The organism is Rhodanobacter sp. Soil_C_14 (genome assembly GCF_057657335.1).
Map to the genome: position 1 here is coordinate 346,466 of NZ_JBDGIQ010000004.1, position 18,098 is coordinate 364,563.

Genomic DNA, 18,098 nt, shown 5'->3' on the forward strand with positions numbered 1-18,098 from the left:
GTTCGTCGCCATGGCAGGAGCGCGGTTTGCCGCGCGACCGCAGCCTTCCCACAGGAGATGACGATGCGATTTCTTTCGATGATCCGGATCAACGAGAACAGCGGGCAGCGGCCCAGCGAGCAGCTGATGGCCGACATGGGCAAGCTGATGGCGGAAATGACCGCGGCCGGCAGCCTGCTGGACACGGCAGGCCTGCGGCCCACGGCGGAAGGCGTACGCGTGCGCCTGTCGCAGGGCCGGCAGACCACCACGGACGGCCCGTTCGCCGAAACCAAGGAAGTGATCGGAGGCTACGCGATGCTGCAGGCCGATTCGATGGAGCAGGCGCTGGCGCTGACCCGGCGCTTCCTCGACGTGCACGGCAGCGATTGGGAAATCGAGTGCGAAGTGCGCCAGGTCGACGAGGACTGCTCACCGCAGCGATGAGCCGGTGCGGCCGCCGGGGACCCGCGGTGGCCAGGGATCGCCGGGCCGGCTCAGGCCCGGTCGATCTTGTCCCCCTGATCAGTCCGCCTTGACCAGTTCCACGCGGCGATTCTTCGCCCGTCCTTCCTCGCTGCGGTTGTCGGCCACGGGGCGCTCCTGGCCGAAGCCGGCGGCGCCGAGTCGCTCGGCTGGCACGCCGGCCTGCACGATGGCGTCCATCACGCTGTTCGCGCGGGCTTCGGACAGCGCCTTGTTGGAGGCGGCGTCGCCCACGTTGTCGGTATGGCCTTCCACACGGAGCTTCAGCGCGGGCGAAGCCTTCATCATCATCGCGACCTGCTGCATGGTGGCCAGGTCGTCGGGTTCCAGCACTGCCTTGCCGGTGTCGAAGTTCACGTGCAGGGTGATGAAGCCGTTCTTGTCGAGTTCGTCGCGCAACTGGTTGGCGGTCACCGCCTGCGCCATCGCCGCCACTTCGGTGACCACCAGCAGGTAATCCTGGGTGGGCGCGCCGTAGATGTCCGGCACCAGCTTGACCCACACGTCCTTGCCGCCGGTGTGCACCTTCAGCGTGGTCTCGCCGCCATCGCCCTCGCTGGGCAGGCGTTCGTAGGCCACCTCGCCACCGATCTGCCTGATCGCGTTCTGGTAGTTGCGGATGATCTGCAGCGGGCTGGCCTGGGTCTCGGGACTGCCGTAGAAGTAGCGCAGGCTGGTGGTGTCGCCTTCCACGGTTTGCGTGGTGGCGTTGTCGCCCTTGCCGACCTTGAACTCGGTGGCGTTGTAGGCCTTGCTGTATTCGCTGATGTACGAACCCGGATAGCGGGTGAGCAGGGGGTGATCCTTCGAACCGGCGATATCGTCGCCGGCGACTGCAAGCAGGGGCAGGGCAAGGCTGAGCGCGAACATGAAGACACGGACGATCCGATTCATGGCGGGCACCGGCAGTGGCAGGTGGCGGCATGATGCGCCCGATCGGCTGGCCGGGGGAAGCTGGGCGGAGGGCGGTGTCAGGCCGTGTCGGCGTGCTCCGGTCGGCCGTACCCGGCCTGGTCCAGACAGTCGCGCAATTGCCGCAATGCAGGCAGCAGCTGCTCGGGTTCGCGCAGGGCCTTGCGCGCCGCGCCGATGCTTCGGCGCACCTCGACCGGCGGCGCCGTGCCTTGTTCCAGCAGGACGATGGCCGGGTCGATGCAGGCGTGCAGGGCGTCGATCCAGTCCGCGGGTTGCGCTGCCTCGCCTCGGCGCACGGCCCATCGGCTGGCCCTGAATGCCGAGGCGATCTGTGCGACCTGCGCCCACGCCGCCAGCACCTCGCCTCGCGTCCGCGGCGGCGTGGCCGGGTCGAAGGCGTCGCCGAGCACGGCCAGCGCATCGGCGATGCGCCGGCGCAGCACGTTGCGCGAACGCACCGGGTAGACCAGCCAGGCGGCGGCCACGCCGATCACCGCGCCGATCACGATTTCCTGCAGGCGCAGCCCCAGGTCATGGCTGGCCGAGCGGCCCTCGAAACCCTGCAGCAAGGCCAGCGCCAGGGTGATGAACAGCGCCCACCAGGCGTAGCCGAGCGGACGCAGCCAGATGCCGAAGAACACCGCGGCGAGGATCAGCGCGACGGTGGCGCCATCGTGGCTGCCCAGGTGCACGCTGAAGCCCAGCGCCAGCACGGTGCCGAACGCGGCGCCGAGCACGCGCAGCACGCTCTTGTACGCCACATCCAGCCGTCCGCGGTTGCCGCTGTTGACGATGAAGGCGGTCAGCACGATCCATGCCCAGCGCTGTGCGAAGAAGGTGTAGCCGACGACGAACGACAGCGCCAGCGCCACGGCCATCTGGATGGCCATGCGCGTGCTCGCGATCGGCCGCAGCGAGCTCTCGTGCGCGGGCGCAATCGCGATCGTGGTGGTCGCTGCCTGCACGGGCGGCAGCGCGTGCAGCCGCCGCGCCAGCGCGTGGAAGGCCGCCACCCAGCCCAGCGCCAGCAGCGCCACGACGATCGGCACCAGCGCCGCCATCAGCGGTCCCAGCCGCTGGCTCGGTACATGCGGCGTGGTCAGGATCACCACGAACGGCAACGCGATCAGCGAGCCGGCGCGGCGCGTCATCGGGCCAAACCGGCGCAGCCAGATCGACACGAACATGCCGGCCACGAAGACGAGGGCGCCCAGCCACGGCGCGTGCAGCAGCAACATGCCCGCCGCGGTTGCCAGCAGGCCGACGATCGGCAGTGCCACCGCCGCTTCCAGCCGGCCGCGCAGGTCGCGATCCAGATGGCTGCGCGCGAACGACAGGCACAACACCACGGCCAGCACGGCAGGACCGGGTTCGGCATCGATCGCCATGGCGCAGCCGAGGGTGGTCAGCATCGCCAGCATGGTCACGACCGCCTCCCTTCCGGCGCGACCGAACGCGGAGGTGGCGGCATCGAAGGCGATGCGGGCGGTGGTCGGTGTTTGGTCGGCGGGCGTCATCCGGGCATAGGGTAGTCGAGCCGGCGGGCGACGCGGGGCGTCGCGGCGGCGTGGCTCAGTGCGCGGGCAGGGTGTAGCTGAAGTCGTAGTCGTGCCGACCATCGGCGATGGTGATCGTCATGGAGCCGTCGAGGCCAACCAGCTCGCCGGTGCCGGAGCCGGGCACCACCACCACGGTCCATTCCCGCGGCGTGCCAGCGACCATCAGGGCGCGGTGCACCAGCGCGAAACTGCCGCTGCGGCCGTGCAGTTTGCCGCTGACTGTCTCCAGCGCCACGTAGGCGCCGGACGTGCTGCCGTCGCCGGCGGCCAGCATCTCGCCCTGGCTGGTGGCGTCCAGATCGCCGTGGAACTGCTTGTCCAGCGACAGTCGCGCCAGGCCCGAGGCTTTGGCCTGGGGATTGTCGGGCGTCTGCGGGGAAACCTTGACGTCGAAATGGCCGGTGGCGTGCATGGTGACGGGCTCCGTGTGGGTTTGTGCGAGCGCTGCGGCAGGCAGCGAAACGGCGAGGGCAAGCAGGAGTCGTGCGGCGCTTTTCATGGGAGACTCCTGGGTGATGTCACGTGCCGACAATGAAAGCACGGTTGGGGACGCGATGATTGTAAAAACGCGACAGGCGCGTGCCACCTCTTGCGGACGACGCGGATGAACGGCGGCGTCGGCAAGGCCCGTGGCGTGCTGCGTCCGGCGCCAGGCGCGCCGTCGACGGGCCTGTTCCACCACGCCCGCATCGCGCCACCGCCGGCGCTGGCCGGCGTGGTGCAGCATTACTGGATCGTGCGCTGGGATCTGCAGGGCGGCCCGCCGCAGCTGCGCGAAACGCTGCCGCACCCGAACGTGCACCTGGCATGCGAGGCTGCCGGCAACCGCATCCATGGTATCCACACCGGCCGCTTCAGCACCGTGCTGGAAGGCTGCGGCGGCGTGTTCGGGGTGAAGTTCCGTCCCGGCGGTTTCCACGGCTTCCTGCGGCAACCGGTATCCGTGTTGCGCAATCGCTCGATCGCGCCGGAACAGGTGTTCGGCACCGTCGCCGCCGAACTGGCGACGATCACGCAGGCGTCGCCGGACGATGAACACATGGTGTCGCTGGCCAGCGACTTCCTGGTCACCCGTCTGCCGCCTCCCGATGCCCAGGCGCTGCGCGTGGGCGAGATGGTGGACGCCATCGCCATCGACCGCAGCCTGCGCACCCTCGACGACCTGGCGACCCGCTGTAGCATCACGCCGCGCACCCTGCAACGCCTGTTCAACCAGTACGTGGGCATCGGCCCGAAGTGGGTGATCAACCGCTACCGCATGCACGAAGCACTCGAACGCGTCGACGCGGGCAAGCCGATGGACTGGACGCAACTGGCGCTGGACCTGGGCTACTTCGACCAGGCCCACTTCATCCGCGACTTCAAGGCGCTGGTGGGGTGTTCGCCGGTGGGGTATGCGCGGCGCGGGCAGTCGGGTTGAGGTCGCGTCGGCGCGATGCAAATTCCCTCCTGTCCAGAACGCTGCCAGCATCCGACCCCATCGTTGGTTTGCAGGACTTGTTCGCTTGACCAGGCTTGGCTGAAAGCTGAGCATCGATTGCACATGCCCTGATATGAGGTTTGCCAAGCACTGGCATCCATGAACCCTGTTTCGTCGTGCCCCATTTGCAAGAAAGCCATCCATCCCTCTTTGGTTGACTGCCTGCCACGTAACGCAAATCTTTGGCCATACAGGTGCGAGCATTGCTCCGCATTACTTGCTGTAAGCGGCCGGACAAAGTTTAGACTCTTTGCCGCCCTTGCCATTGGTGGCATGACATCGGTCGTGGTTCTTGACTACATTGGCAGCGCTCTGGTGGCTGCTGGCTACGTCCGTTCGCCACCGCTACCGGCGATGTGCGTCCTTTATGGGGTATACAGCATCGTATTTTCCTTTGCGCTTGCTCGACTGGCCCGGCGCACTTCGGAATGGGTGCCCGCTTCCGAATGAATATTGCGTAGTCGGCCAATACCTCGTTTGCGGCGAACGAATTCGCCGCCGTCCAACTCAAGCGTTGAACCTGCCATGCAAAGCGTCTCTTCGGAAACATTGGCTGAAGTTGCCGCTTTGGCAGCTGCGTCCGGCTCCACTGAATCATGCGAAGCGGCAGTGAGTCAGCTTCTCGGAGACCCAGCCCTCGCGCGCCGGGCGCTGGATTGGCTGCCCGAGGCGTTCGGTCTTGTCCTGATCGCTCACATCGAGCCCAGCCTGGAGCTTCCAACGACGTTTTTGGCGAGGGGGCATGGCGGTGAGTGGATCGAGCTTGCGCTGGCAGTCGATCCGCTTTTCGCTCAATGCCTTCAGCTGGCCAGCGTGGTCTTTCATAACGGGCCGCGTGAACTCTTTGAGCGTCTGGCGCTTGCCAGCTCGGTTCATGCGGCCGTGAATGACGCACTCAACCACGGAGTCAGTCTGAAAAATGGCAGACTTCATCCAATCCGCATGTTGGGTTTGTCCGCGGAGACGTATGACGGGGCCTGAGCATTTTTGAGGGACTTTCGGCGGTCCTGGGAGCACGGTTTTTCTACAATCCTGTCAGAGCGCACGATGAAACTCTTTCTACGCCTCACATTCGGCATCGTGGTTCTTTTGCTTGTCAGCAGCTGCGTCAAGCCACGCCCTGACCAGATCTATCGCGGCACGTACTTCTACAATTTCGAGTCTTCCTGGTTTACGCCCGAAGGCACAAATGAGAGCTGGTGCCTGAGCGGAGACCTCCGCAAGGCGGAGTTGCCGGCCAGGGGCCCCGGCGGTCCCTGGGGTTCGGCTTACGTGGTGGTTCGTGGCGAACTCGGCCCCCCGGGTCACTACTGCAACATGGGTGCCTCGAAGTACGTGCTCACGGTCCACGATGTCATTGAGGTCAGGGACAGGGTCGCCAGGGACTTGTAACGTGCGCCCCGGCATCTTGTGACGAAAGCGCGCCACATGGATGCCGCGCCCGCTTTTCTGTATGTTGGCGGCTTCCCAACGCCAAGGCGCGCCGCATGACCGCATCGCTGGAACACCCGGACCATCTTCGGCGCAGCCTTTCCAACCGGCACCTGCAGCTGATCGCCATTGGCGGCGCGATCGGCACCGGCCTGTTCATGGGCTCGGGCAAGACGATCAGCCTGGCCGGGCCGTCGATCCTGCTGGTCTACCTGATCATCGGCGTGATGCTGTTCTTCGTGATGCGGGCGATGGGCGAGCTGCTGCTGTCCAACCTGGAGTACAAGTCGTTCATTGACTTCTCCACCGACCTGCTGGGGCCGTGGGCCGGTTTCTTCTGCGGCTGGACGTACTGGTTCTGCTGGATCATCACCGCGATCGCCGACGTGATCGCGATCGCCGCCTATACGCAGTTCTGGTTTCCCGACCTGGCGCCGTGGATTCCCGCGGTGCTGTGCGTGTTGCTGCTGCTCAGCCTGAACCTGGTCACGGTGAAGCTGTTCGGCGAGATGGAATTCTGGTTCGCGCTGATCAAGATCATCGCGATCTGCGCGCTGATCGCCGCCGGCTTCGCCCTGGTGGCCTGGGGCTTCACCTCGCCGACCGGGCACCAGGCGTCGGTGGCGAACCTGTGGAATGACGGCGGCTTCTTCCCGAAGGGGCTCAGCGGCTTCTTCGCGGGTTTCCAGATCGCCGTGTTCGCCTTCGTCGGCATCGAGCTGGTCGGCACCACGGCGGCCGAGACGGCCGACCCGCAGCGCAACCTGCCCAAGGCGATCAACTCGATCCCGGTGCGCATCATCATCTTCTACGTGCTGGCCCTGGTGGCGATCATGATGGTCACGCCGTGGCGCATGGTGGAGCCGGGCAAGAGCCCGTTCGTGGAACTGTTCGTGCTGGCCGGCATTCCGGCCGCGGCCACCCTGATCAACTTCGTGGTGCTGACCTCGGCCACGTCCTCGGCCAACAGCGGCATCTTCTCGACCAGTCGCATGCTGTACGGCCTGGCCGAGGAGCAGCACGCGCCGAAGACGTTCGCGCGGCTGTCGCGGGCCGCGGTGCCGTCGCTGGGCCTGCTGTTCTCCTGCGTGTGCCTGTTGCTGGGCGCGGCGCTGATCTACCTGATCCCCGACCTGATCACCGCGTTCACCCTAATCACCACCTTGTCCGCGGTGCTGTTCATGTTCGTGTGGTCGCTGATCCTGTTCGCCTACATCGCGTACCGGCGCAAGCGCCCGCAGTTGCATGAAGCGTCGACCTACAAGATGCCCGGTGGCGTGTTCATGTGCTGGGCCTGTCTGGCGTTCTTCGTGTTCGTGCTGGTGCTGCTGAGCCTGCAGCCGGATACCCGCGAGGCGCTGATCGCCAGTCCGGTGTGGTTCGTGCTGCTGGGTATCGGATACGCGTGGAAGGGGCGCAAGGCGCGCGGTGCCTGAGTCCGGTCCTGGCATGAAGCGGCGTTCCACGCGGGGAGTCCTGTTGTTGCTGCTGGGCCTGGTCGCCGCGGGCCACGCCGCTGCCGAAGACGTCGCGATGCCGGCGCATGCCTCGTTCAACATCGATTCGGCAGTGCTGCGCGAGGCGCGGCACATCAACGTGTACACGCCGCCGGCTTACGCCACGGCGAAGGACGCCCGTTACCCGGTGCTGTACATGCCCGACGGCGGCCTGCAGGAGGATTTCCCGCATGTGGCCGCCGACGTCGACGCGGCGATCCGGGCCGGCGCGATGCGGCCGATGATCGTGGTCGGCATCGAGAACACCGAACGCCGGCGCGACATGACCGGCCCGACCACGCTGGCCAGCGACCGCGAGATCGCGCCGCGCGTGGGCGGATCGGCCGCGTTTCGCGCCTTCATGGCGGACGAGCTGATGCCCGAAGTGCAGCGTCGCTATCGCACGGACGGCCATCGCGCGATCGTCGGCGAATCGCTGGCCGGCTTGTTCGTGGTCGAGACGTTCTTCGCACAGCCGAAGCTGTTCGACACCTGGATCGCACTCAGCCCCAGCCTGTGGTGGAACGACATGGCGCTGGCCCGCGGTGCCGCGGCGCGACTGCAGGCGCAGCCATCACTGGCGTCGACCCTGTACGTGGCCAGCGCCAGCGACGATGGCCTGGATGAGAGCGGCGGCGGCCTGCTGCGGGAAGCCCTGCGCAAGCACGCGCCGCGCGGACTGCGCTGGTACTACCAGCCGTGGCCGGAACTGAAACACGCCACCATCTATCGCGGCGCATCACCCGCGATATTCCGCCAGCTGTTCGCGCCGAAGTAGCGGTTCTCGCTCTGCAGGGCGGGCACGGTCCGCCCTGCGCATCGACTTCGCTCGCGCATGCGCGCGTGGGCTCAATCGCGGTCAGGTGCGCCGAGCGGGAAGTACGAGCGGTACGGGCGCGCCTCGTCCACTGCGCGGGCGAACGAGGGACGCGCCAGCAGGCGCTGCCGATACGCGACGAGGTTTGCGAAGGCGGCGGGGATCGGGTGCGCCCAGTCGGCGTAGAACAGGGCGGGTGCGGCGGCGCAGTCGGCGAGGCTGAAACCGCCGCCGGTGGCCCAGTGCCTGTCGGCGAGTTTGTGGTCGAGCCAGGCATAGGCGGTGTCGAGCATGCGGCGGGCTTCCTCCACGCCGCGGGCATCGCGCTCGGCGGCGGGGCGCAACTGGTCGAACACCATCTTCTGCAGCGGCGTATGCACGTAGTTGTCGAAGAACCGGTCTAGAAAACGCGCTTCCAGCGTGGCTTCGGCATCGTCGGGAATCAACCGCTGCGGACCGGGATGATGCTGGCCCAGGTACTCGATGATGATGCTGGATTCGACCACGTTGCGTTCGCCGTCGCGCAGCAACGGCATGCGCCGCAGCGGCCACCAGGCGGTGAATTCGCGGTCGGTTTCGGCATCGTCCGGGGTGAGCAGGCGCAGCTCGAAGGCGATGTCATTCTCGTACAGCGCGATCAGCACCTTCTGGCAGTAGGACGAGAACGGGTGGGCGTAGAGCTTGAGGGTCATGGTGGAGCACCTGGCTGGGGATACGCGAAGGCGACGAACGAAGGTGGTCGGAATCGACAGGCCATGCTCGACCCTGCTGGCATCGGTACGTCACGGATTGCCCCGGGAAAGGTCGCGCCGAATCAGCGGCTGCGAGGCGTGCCGGATTCGCGCAGGCAACAGTGGCGCCGCCGGTGGAACGGATCGCCGTCTGTCTCGACCGGGCTTGACCGCGATCAAGGAAACGCCGCGGCGGGGCGACCACGATCGACACCGGCGACACCGGCCAGGTGTCGGTGCAGCGAGGAACTTCGATGGAATTTCATATTGCGCTGGTCGACGCGTCCCCCGAGCCCGGCGTGGTGCAGGACGCGCTGTTCGACATCGATCCCACGGCCGTGGTCGACCTGGACATGAGCGGACTGGTGATGCGCATATCGTCCTCGGCCACGGTTACCGACCTGGTCGAGGTGCTGGGGCAGGTCGGCTGGACGGTGGCGCCCGCACAGGTCGCGCAACAGCCGACGATCTGCTGCGGCGGCTGCAGCGGCTGAACCGCATCGACACAAACGTCTCTTGTTGATCGCGCGCCGTTCGCTCGCGCGCGTCGGCGCGCGGGCCTTTTCTCCGGAGTACCTGCCATGTCTTGCGATATCGTGATCATCGGCGCCGGCCCCGCCGGCTTGTGTTTCGCCCGCGCGCTGAAAGGCAGCGGCCTGCGCATCGCGCTGGTGGAGCGCCAGCCCGAAGCCGGCCTGATCGCACCACCGGATGACGGTCGTGAAATCGCGATCACCCACCACTCGCAACGCCTGCTGCGCGAGCTGGGCCTGTGGGCGCGCCTGCGCGAGGAGGAGATCGGCACGCTGCGCGACGCGATGGTGCTCGACGGCGACGACCGCGAGGGGCTGATGTTCCGCCACGACGAGGCGGGCAAGTCGCAGCTGGGCTGGCTGCTGTCCAACCACGCGATCCGGCGCGCCGCGTACGCCGGGGTGATGGAGTTGCCGGAGGTGGAACGCATCACCGGCGTCCAGGTGAGCACGGTGCGCACGGGTCGCGACGGCGCCGAGGTCGAGCTGGCCGATGGCCAGACGCTGCGTACGCAGCTGGTGGTGGCGGCGGACAGCCGCTTCTCCGACACGCGCCGGGCCATGGGCATCGGCGCCGACCTGCATGATTTCGGCAAGACCATGCTGGTGCTGCGCATGCGCCACGAGATGCCGCACGAACAGGTGGCGTGGGAATGGTTCGGCCACGGCCAGACCCTGGCCCTGCTGCCGCTGCACGATTCGCACACCTCATCCGTGGTGCTGACCCTGTCGCCGCCGGCGATGCGCGAGATGCTGGCGCTGGACGACGCGGCGCTGGAACAGGCCATGGCCGAACGTTTCGAGCAGCGCCTGGGCGCGATGCGCGTGGCCGGCCCGCGCTGCGCCTATCCGCTGGTCGGGGTGTATGCGCAGCGCTTCATGGCCGAGCGCTTCGCGCTGATCGGCGACGCCGCGGTGGGCATGCATCCGCTCACCGCGCACGGCTTCAATTTCGGCCTGCTGGGACAGGACACGCTGGCGGGCGAAATGCGCGCCGCGATGGCCGTGGGCCGGCCGTTCTGGGAGGCATCGGTACTGCAGCACTATGAGCGCCGGCATCGCCTGGCCACCCGGCCGCTGTATCTGGCCACCCGGATGCTGGCCGGCCTGTACACCGACGACCGCCGCCCGGCGCGGGTGTTGCGCAAGCTGGCATTGGGCGCGGGCGCGCGACTGGGGCCGTTCAAGCGCCTGGTGATGTCGGGGCTCACCGCCGAGTCGGCCGGCGTCCCCGCCTTGTTGCGCCGGCGCTCGACCTGAGAGTTGTGACTTTTCAACCTCGAAGCAACAGAAGAAAACCACAGGCAGTGGTTTTCTTCACCGGCCATGGCCGGAGCCGGCCTGCTCAGGCGGGGTAGCTGGCCAGGCTGCTGGCGATGCGCACTTCGCCGGTCAGCACCTTGTGGATCGGGCAGGCGTTGGCGATCTGCAGCAGGCGTTCGCGCTGCTCGTCGGTGAGGTCGCCCTGCAGGGTGATCACGCGGGTGATGTCGTTGCCGCTGGCCGGCGTGCCTTCGGGATTGAACTGCAGGTCCACGCCGACCCGGCGCAGCGGCCATTGCTTGCGCGCTGCATACATCTGCAGGGTGATCGCGGTGCATGCGCCCAGCGCCGACAGCAGCAGGCGGTGCGGCGCCGGTCCGGCATTGGCACCGCCATCCTCGACCGGTTCGTCGGCCAGCCAGGCATTGCCCTGGTCATCGGTGAAACTCACCGTGTACGGCGTTTGTCCGGTGACGGCGTGGACGGAGTAGATGGTCATCGGCATGGTTCCTGCGGCAGGGAAGACAAGCTTGGCGGGCGCACTCAGATCACGTCCCACATGTAGCCATCGTTGGCCAGCACGGCGCCGGCCAGTTGCTCCACGGCGGCGTCCTCGTTGCGCTCCAGCCCGCGCACGTTGCGCGCCATCCGTCGGCGCGCCTGCCTGGCGAACATCTCGGCGATGCTGACTGCCTGCGCCGCGGCGGGGTGCGATTTCTTTTCCAGGCTGTCGGCACGCGACAGCACGCACAGGCCCACGAACAGGTCGATCGCGATGTCGGCCAGGCGTTTCTGTGCATGCTGCATGTCGGTGGCTTTCTTGCCGAAGCGACGCAGCAACTGGTCGGACGATCTGGACAACTCGACGGTGTATTTCTCGTACATGCCGGCGACCTTGCGCAGCCGCGGCGACAGCTCGTGGGTGATGCGGTCGATGCCGTAGCCGGTGGCCTCGCGCATGCGCCGGCCGGTATAGCTGCCGAGCACGCCGAAGCCCTTGATCGGGTCGTTGAAGATCTCGCCCACGGCGGATTTCAGCTCGCTCAGTCCGGTGCCCACGTCCTTCAGCCCGGACAGCGCGATGTACAGGTGCAGGATCTCGTTGGTGCCTTCGAAGATCGACAGGATGCGCGTGTCGCGGGTGATCTGCTCGTACGGGAACTCGCGCATGAAGCCGTTGCCGGCGGCGATCTGCAGTGCTTCGTAGGACGCGCGCTGCACCGCTTCGCTGGCGAATACCTTGCTCATCGCCGCCTCGACCGAGTAGTCGCTGCCGCCAGCGTCGATCAGGTGCGCCACCATCCACACCGCGCTTTCGGCGGCGAAGCAGTCCATCGTCATCTGGGCGATCTTCTCGCGCACCAGGCCGAACTCGGCGATCGGCTGGCCGAACTGCTTGCGCTCCTTGGCCTGGGCGCAGGCCAGGCGGATCAGCGAGCGCATGCCGCCCACCGCGCCGCCACCCAGGCCGGTGCGGCCCGAGTTGAGAATGCTCATGGCCACCTTGAAGCCCTTGCCGACCGGGCCCAGCACGTTCTGCGCCGGCACCTGCACGTCGGCGAACGCCACCGTGGTGGTGCTTGATGCGCGGATGCCCATCTTGTCCTCGTGCGGACCGTGGCTGACGCCGGGCCACGCCGCTTCGACGATGAAGGCGGTGATCTTGCCCTCGGGCGTGTCGGTGCGGGCGAACACGGTATAGAAGTCCGCGATGCCGCCGTTGGTGATCCAGATCTTCTCGCCCGAGAGCGTCCAGCTGCCGTCGTCGTTGCGCACGGCCTTGGTGCGGATCGAAGCGGCGTCGGAACCGGCGCCGGATTCGGTGAGGCAGAACGCGGCGATCATCTCGCCGGTGGCCAGCTTCGGCAGGTAGCGCTGCTTCTGTTCGTCGCTGCCGAACAGCAGCAAGCCCTTCATGCCGATCGAGCTGTGCGCGCCGATGGTCAGCGAGACCGAACTGTCGTGGCTGGAGGTCTGGCCCAGCACCCGGGCATAGGCGCCGTTGGAAAGCTCCAGTCCGCCGAACTCCTCGGGAATGATCAGGCCGAACATGCCCATCTCGCGCAGCGCCTGGATGAATTCGGCCGGCTGCTCGGCGTCGCGGTCGTACTGTTTCAGCTCGGCGGTCTTGTCGGCGAGGAACTGGTCGATCGCGTCGGTCATCGCGCCCAGCATTTCCCGGTCACGGGCGCGGATTTCCGGATACGGGAACAGGTTCTCTTCGAGGATGTTGCCCAGGAACAGCTGCTTGGCGACGCTGTGCTCGCTGCGCAAGGCGGGGGTGGCGGGCAAGGGCGTGTTCACGGCGTTCTCCGGACGGGGGCTGAAACGGCATTCTGGCACCTGTGGCGCGCCTGGCCATGACGCCAATCGCCGCAGGCCGATCACGCAAGCCGACGGGTTATGCTGGCCGTGCATCTGAACAGGGGAAGTCCATGCATCGTTTCGTCATCTTCGCCGCGCTGGTCGCGGCTTCCATGCTGGCCGGCTGCGCGCCGCATGCCGCGGTCAAGCCGGCCAGCACGATCACCTTGAACGTCGATGCCGCGGGCAAGCCGGGGGCCGATGCGGACATGAAGAAAGTGCTGGGCGCCCTGGAGATGATCCAGGCTGGCCGCATCCAGCTGGCCATCGATGGCCCCCTGAACGAGGTGATCGAAAAGTACGAGGCGCTCTACAAGGGCAGGGCGGGCATGGTGTTCTGCGCCCGCGGCCTGGGCGATGCGCTGATCTACGCCACCCTCGGCAGCAAGACGGTCAATGGCAAGGCGGATGTACCCGTAGAGGTGATCGGTTCGGCCTGGGCGCTGGCCTACTGGGCGCGTGGCTACGCGTACAGTGAAATGGCCCGCTACGCGGATGCGCGGGCCGCGCTGGAAAAGGCGCTGGCCCTGTCGCCGATGGACAGCCAGTACAAGAACGAGCTGGCGTTCACCTATCAGCGCAGCGGGGACTGGAACCGGATGCTGGCCCTGTATCAGGAGGCCGAGGGGACTGCGGAGATCAGCGGCACCACCCCGGAAGCGACCACCGAGCTGAAGTGCGTGGCGCTGCGTGGCCAGGGTTATGCCCTGGTCGAGTTGCACCGCCTCGACGAGGCGACCAAGGCCTACCAAGGCTGCTTGAAACTGGTCCCCGGCGAACCCAAGTCATTGGGGGAACTGGGATATATCCAGGATTTGCGGGCGAAGGCGCACTGAGCTGCCGGCGCCCGCCCTGAAGTCTCGCGGAGGCAAGCCATGGCAACCGGTTGGGCCGGCGACGGCGCCGTGCAGGATCAGATCGATGCCACCGTCAGCGATGCGGTGCAGCGGGCGCGCCAGCAGCTGCGGCAAGGCCCGGGGCTGAGTCACTGCGAGGAATGCGAGGCGCCGATTCCCGAGGCGCGGCGCCAGGCCGTGCCTGGCGTTCGCCTGTGCGTGACCTGCCAGCAGGCGCAGGACACGGAACAGCGCAGCAGCGGCCCGTACAATCGCCGGGGCAGCAAGGACAGCCAGTTGCGCTAGCTGCCTGGGTGGTGGCGGGCTACGGCCATCGCGATGGAAGACGCTTGTGCGACTGCCCGGCGCGGGGCAAGCTCCGCAGGCTGCCGGACTGACGATGGGTTGACCTGATTGCAGCCGCCAGTTTGGGTAAGCTTGGCGACAGCGTTCGAAGCGCTGCCGGCGTGACCAGGGGGGACACCATCATTTCCAATCCGTCGAATCCTTGCGGACTTGCAGCTGGCATCAACTATTTTTTTGCCCTGCTGCCGGACGAGTGCGCGCGAACCGCGATGGCTGGCGTGGGCGAGCGTTTCCGCAAGACCCACCGCATGAGCGGCACGCCGGTGGGCGTCGACAGCCTGCACCTGACCCTGTGCCCGATGGGCAAGCCCGAGCGACTGCGGCAACCGCTGGAGCAGGCCCTGCTTGCCGCCGGCGACGAAGTTCACGAGCAAGGGTTCCTCGCCACCTTCGACGCGGCGATGCGTTTCACCGCCCGCGACGGCCAGTTTCCGTTCGTGCTGTGCGCGGACAGCGCCACCGCCGAGGCGACGCTGGGCCTGCGCAAGGCGATTGCGGCGGGGCAGGCCCGCGCGGGCCTGCAGGTCAGCGGGGTGTCCAGCTTCCTGCCGCATGTCAGCCTGCTGCACGGCGCCGCCATCGAGGCGATCGAGGAATCGGTGGTGCCGATCCAGTGGCGCGCCTGCGAGTTCGTGCTGATCCGCAGCTTCTTCGGCGAATCACGCTTCGAGGTGGTGGGGCGCTGGCCGCTGGCCGAGGCGTCGGGACAGCCGTCGATCAATCTGCTGGACGAGCTGGCCAACATGCCGGACCTGCCCGAATTGCCTGACGCCTACTGACCGCGCGGCCCCGGTCAGATCGATGGCTCGGCGCTCGTCACCGGTGCCACCTGCTGGCGCCGTTCGCGCGCCAGGCGATGTTCGCGCCAGGCAATGTACAGACTGGCCGCGATGATGATGGCGGCGCCTGCCGCGGTGTAGCGATCCACTGCCTCGCCGAAGATCCACCAGGCCAGCACCGCCACGATCAGCAGCTGCAGGTAACTGAACGGAGCCAGCAGCGACGCGTCGGCCAGGCGCAGCGCACGCGTCCAGCAGAAGTGGCCGCCGGTGCCTAGCGCGCCGGACAGCACCAGCCATGGCCAGATCCCGGCCTGCGGCCATTGCCATACCGACAGCGCGGCGGGCAGCGACAGCGGAATCCACAGCAGGGTGGTCAGCAGCACGATGCGGTCGGCCGGTTCGCTGCCGGTCAGCGACTTGATGCTGATCGTCACCGCCCCGGTCAGCGCGGCCGCCAGCAGGGCGACCAGGCTGCCGCTGGTGAACGCATCGCTGCCCGGCCGCACGATCACCAGCACGCCGATGAAACCGGCGACCACCGCGCTCCAGCGCCGCATGCGCACCACTTCGCCCAGAAACAGCACGGCGCCGATCGTGACGAACAACGGTGACGAATAGGACAGCGCCACGGCCTCGGCCAGCGGCAGGTTCACGATCGCCCAGAACCCGGCCAGCATCCCGCCCATGCCCAGCACGCAGCGCACGATGTAGAAACCCAGTCGCGGGGTGCGCAGCAGTTGCCAGCCGTGGCCGTGCAGCAGGGGCAGCGCGAACAGGGCGCCGAAGCCGCTGCGGAAGAAGGTGATCTGGAACGGATGCAGCTGGGCCGAGGCCAGGCGGATGCAGACCGCCATCAGCGCAAACAGGCTGGCGCTGCCCAGCATCAGCATGACGGCGCGCAATGGCAGCGGCGTGACGGGGGACGACGGGGTGGGTGTCGTTTCCAGGAGCGTGCCGCAGGAAGCGAAGAGTGGCGCGCATGGTACTGCAAGTTCCGACCCGGCTTCGCATCGCGGTCGCCGTTCAACCGCGTGTTGCCGGACATCCCGCAGTCATGGTGCAGAACCCGGACTCGGCCTTGCAGCGATCGGTGAGGTGGTGCCGACGTGCGATCGCGCCGGGGGCGATGCCGCTGCGGCGTCCCGACGTCGGCGAGGGCGTTTCATGATTCCTCGGCGCTTGGTGGACAACGTTGTCAATCCACATGAGGTTTCGTCACCTCCTCGCGATGTGAGGCAAGCCCGCGGCTTGATGACGGCTGGAGCCAAGCGCGGATCATGGCTGGCGGTTCCCCGTCACAGTTTGGAAAAAGTCTGATAGACAACGTTGTCATTCAAGTCTATGACGGGACAGCACGTCCATAAGAAGCGGTAGCGAGCAAGGAGGCAGCAGGACACCGGGTTCCCCCGCCCATGGCTGACCGGAGCGTCGCCAGGCCTGTCCTGACAACCCACCCGTAGCGATGTAGTCCCGACAGGAGACATCTCATGTTTGCGAAACGATCGGCTGTGTGGTCCGGCTTGGCTTTGAGTGCATTGGGCAGTGCCATGGGCACGTGCTTTTCGGTGGCCCTGCTGGCGGCAGTGCCGCTGCAGGCGACACACGCGCAATCCGCGCCCGCCTGTGCCGCGGCGTGGAATGCGGCGACCGCCTACGGCGGCGGCAGCGTGGTCAGCGAGAACGGCAACAACTACCTGGCCAACTGGTGGACCCAGGGCAACGACCCGGCGAGCAGCAATGGACCGAATGGTTCGGGCCAGCCATGGACCTCGCAGGGCGTTTGCGGCGGCAGCACTCCGCCGACCGATCCGCCGCCCACCGACCCGCCCGCGTCGGGTGGTTGCGACGCGGCATGGAATGCGGCGACCGCCTATGGCGGCGGCAGCCTGGCCAGCGAGAACGGGGTGAACTACAAGGCCAACTGGTGGACCCAGGGCGATGACCCGGCCACGCACAGCGGACCGACGGGTACCGGCCAGCCGTGGACTGCCCAGGGCAATTGCGATGGCACCACGGACCCGGGCGATCCCGGTGATCCGGGGGACCCTGGCGATCCGGGCACGCCGAACCCGCCCGCCGAGGGCTTTTTGTTCAGTCCGTACAAGGACGTCACCATCAACCTCAACTGGAATACCAACGTAATGCGCACCGCGGTCACCGGCACGGCGATTCCGCTGGTGGGCAGCGGCAGCCTGGTGTCCACCGCGTTGCCGAATCTGGGTGCGGTCACCCTCGCGTTCGCTTCCGGCGAATGCGGCAGCGAAAGCTGGGGCGGCATCCCGGCGGCGAGCTTCGCCAGCGCCAACATCCAGCCGCTGGTCGACGCGGGTGTCAGCTATGTGGTTTCCACCGGTGGCCAGGCGGGCAGCTTCACCTGCGGTTCGGCGGCGGGCATGGCGCAGTTCCTTTCGCGCTACGCCTCGCCCTACATGGTCGGCTTGGACTTCGATATCGAAGGTGCCCAGTCACAGGCGCAGATCAACAACCTGATCGCCAACGCCGCGTACGCGCACACCTTGTATCCGAACCTGCGCTTCTCGTTCACGCTGGCCACGCTGGCTGCATCGGACGGCAGCTACGGCGGGTTGAACGGCGTCGGCGACATGGTGGTGCGCGCGGTGAAGGCAGCCAACCTGCCGAACTACACGATCAACCTGATGGTGATGGACTTCGGTTCGGCGAGCCCCGGCGTGTGCGTGGTGTCGAACGGGCAGTGCGACATGGGCCAGTCGGCGATCCAGGCGGCGCTGAACCTGCAGCACACCTACGGCATTCCCGCCAGTCGCATCGAGCTGACCCCGATGATCGGCGTGAATGACGTCAGCAGCGAAGTGTTCCGGATTTCCGACGTGGACACCGTGGTCAATTACGCGGTGAACCAGGGCATGGCCGGCGTGCACTTCTGGTCGCTGGATCGCGACACGCCGTGCGCGGGCGGTGGCGGCACGGCATCGCCGATCTGCAATTCGGTGAACGGCACCACGCCGCTGCAGTACAGCAAGCGGTTCCTGCAGGACCTGGGCAAGTAGCAACAGGAGCTGGCGGACCGGCCGGATGCCG

Annotated in this window: 18 protein-coding genes; 10 read left to right on the forward strand and 8 right to left on the reverse strand. The window is 67.1% G+C overall.

All coding sequences use genetic code 11. The features are described 5' to 3' along the window. Positions 1 to 63: 63 nt before the first annotated feature. Positions 64 to 426: a YciI family protein gene (locus tag AC3A56_RS12225; protein ID WP_056718278.1), complete on the forward strand. Its 363-nt coding sequence runs from the start codon at positions 64 to 66 to the stop codon at positions 424 to 426. Positions 427 to 504: 78 nt separating this feature from the next. Here AC3A56_RS12225 and AC3A56_RS12230 read toward each other — a convergent pair whose 3' ends face one another. The 3 genes from AC3A56_RS12230 to AC3A56_RS12240 form a co-directional block, all read right to left on the reverse strand. Continuing rightward, a complete protein-coding gene (locus tag AC3A56_RS12230) occupies positions 505 to 1,359 on the reverse strand; it encodes an OmpA family protein (RefSeq protein ID WP_487770511.1) in 855 nt (284 codons plus the stop codon). 77 nt (positions 1,360 to 1,436) lie between these two features. After that, positions 1,437 to 2,897: an FUSC family protein gene (locus AC3A56_RS12235; RefSeq protein WP_487770512.1), complete on the reverse strand. Its 1,461-nt coding sequence runs from the start codon at positions 2,895 to 2,897 to the stop codon at positions 1,437 to 1,439. 55 nt (positions 2,898 to 2,952) lie between these two features. Next, positions 2,953 to 3,351 (reverse strand): DUF3224 domain-containing protein, encoded by a 399-nt coding sequence (locus AC3A56_RS12240; RefSeq protein WP_056718277.1) that lies wholly within the window; start codon positions 3,349 to 3,351, stop codon positions 2,953 to 2,955. A 192-nt stretch (positions 3,352 to 3,543) separates the two neighbouring features. Here AC3A56_RS12240 and AC3A56_RS12245 point away from each other — a divergent pair, with 192 nt between their 5' ends. After that, the gene (locus tag AC3A56_RS12245) at positions 3,544 to 4,359 is read left to right on the forward strand and encodes a DUF6597 domain-containing transcriptional factor (RefSeq protein WP_487770513.1); all 816 of its coding nucleotides are present in this window, start codon (positions 3,544 to 3,546) and stop codon (positions 4,357 to 4,359) included. A 654-nt stretch (positions 4,360 to 5,013) separates the two neighbouring features. Here the strand turns inward: AC3A56_RS12245 and AC3A56_RS12250 are convergent. Continuing rightward, positions 5,014 to 5,352: a hypothetical protein gene (locus tag AC3A56_RS12250; RefSeq protein ID WP_487770514.1), complete on the reverse strand. Its 339-nt coding sequence runs from the start codon at positions 5,350 to 5,352 to the stop codon at positions 5,014 to 5,016. Between the two features lie 554 nt (positions 5,353 to 5,906). Between AC3A56_RS12250 and cycA the strand changes: the two genes are divergently transcribed. Then, positions 5,907 to 7,286 carry a D-serine/D-alanine/glycine transporter gene (cycA, locus tag AC3A56_RS12255; protein WP_056718227.1) on the forward strand — a complete coding sequence of 460 codons (1,380 nt, stop codon included), beginning with the start codon at positions 5,907 to 5,909 and terminating at the stop codon, positions 7,284 to 7,286. Between the two features lie 13 nt (positions 7,287 to 7,299). Continuing rightward, the gene (locus AC3A56_RS12260; protein WP_487770515.1) at positions 7,300 to 8,124 is read left to right on the forward strand and encodes an alpha/beta hydrolase; all 825 of its coding nucleotides are present in this window, start codon (positions 7,300 to 7,302) and stop codon (positions 8,122 to 8,124) included. Between the two features lie 71 nt (positions 8,125 to 8,195). Here AC3A56_RS12260 and AC3A56_RS12265 read toward each other — a convergent pair whose 3' ends face one another. After that, positions 8,196 to 8,855, reverse strand: coding sequence for a glutathione S-transferase family protein (locus AC3A56_RS12265; protein WP_487770516.1), 660 nt, complete (start codon positions 8,853 to 8,855; stop codon positions 8,196 to 8,198). Between the two features lie 293 nt (positions 8,856 to 9,148). Here AC3A56_RS12265 and AC3A56_RS12270 point away from each other — a divergent pair, with 293 nt between their 5' ends. After that, positions 9,149 to 9,388 carry a hypothetical protein gene (locus tag AC3A56_RS12270; protein WP_056718224.1) on the forward strand — a complete coding sequence of 80 codons (240 nt, stop codon included), beginning with the start codon at positions 9,149 to 9,151 and terminating at the stop codon, positions 9,386 to 9,388. An 87-nt stretch (positions 9,389 to 9,475) separates the two neighbouring features. After that, a complete protein-coding gene (ubiM, locus tag AC3A56_RS12275) occupies positions 9,476 to 10,687 on the forward strand; it encodes a 5-demethoxyubiquinol-8 5-hydroxylase UbiM (protein WP_487770517.1) in 1,212 nt (403 codons plus the stop codon). A gap of 85 nt (positions 10,688 to 10,772) precedes the next feature. On the opposite strand, the gene AC3A56_RS12280 is transcribed toward ubiM, so the two are convergent. Then, complete coding sequence (locus AC3A56_RS12280; RefSeq protein WP_056718222.1) at positions 10,773 to 11,189, reverse strand: OsmC family protein; 417 nt, start codon at positions 11,187 to 11,189, stop codon at positions 10,773 to 10,775. A gap of 44 nt (positions 11,190 to 11,233) precedes the next feature. Then, entirely contained in the window at positions 11,234 to 12,994 is a 1,761-nt protein-coding gene (locus tag AC3A56_RS12285; protein WP_487770518.1) for an acyl-CoA dehydrogenase family protein, read from the reverse strand. 131 nt (positions 12,995 to 13,125) lie between these two features. Here AC3A56_RS12285 and AC3A56_RS12290 point away from each other — a divergent pair, with 131 nt between their 5' ends. The 3 genes from AC3A56_RS12290 (at position 13,126) to AC3A56_RS12300 (ending at position 15,035) form a co-directional block, all read left to right on the forward strand. Next, on the forward strand, positions 13,126 to 13,890 hold the full coding sequence (locus AC3A56_RS12290) for a tetratricopeptide repeat protein (protein WP_487770519.1): 765 nt from the start codon (positions 13,126 to 13,128) through the stop codon (positions 13,888 to 13,890). Positions 13,891 to 13,929: 39 nt separating this feature from the next. Then, positions 13,930 to 14,196: a DksA/TraR family C4-type zinc finger protein gene (locus AC3A56_RS12295; RefSeq protein ID WP_056718219.1), complete on the forward strand. Its 267-nt coding sequence runs from the start codon at positions 13,930 to 13,932 to the stop codon at positions 14,194 to 14,196. A gap of 269 nt (positions 14,197 to 14,465) precedes the next feature. After that, entirely contained in the window at positions 14,466 to 15,035 is a 570-nt protein-coding gene (locus AC3A56_RS12300; RefSeq protein ID WP_487770520.1) for a 2'-5' RNA ligase family protein, read from the forward strand. A 14-nt stretch (positions 15,036 to 15,049) separates the two neighbouring features. Here the strand turns inward: AC3A56_RS12300 and AC3A56_RS12305 are convergent, their stop codons facing one another. Further along, positions 15,050 to 15,928, reverse strand: a complete 879-nt coding sequence (locus tag AC3A56_RS12305; protein ID WP_082542750.1) for a DMT family transporter — start codon at positions 15,926 to 15,928, stop codon at positions 15,050 to 15,052. A 657-nt stretch (positions 15,929 to 16,585) separates the two neighbouring features. Between AC3A56_RS12305 and AC3A56_RS12310 the strand changes: the two genes are divergently transcribed. Next, positions 16,586 to 18,067 (forward strand): carbohydrate-binding protein, encoded by a 1,482-nt coding sequence (locus AC3A56_RS12310; RefSeq protein WP_487770521.1) that lies wholly within the window; start codon positions 16,586 to 16,588, stop codon positions 18,065 to 18,067. Positions 18,068 to 18,098 lie beyond the last annotated feature (31 nt).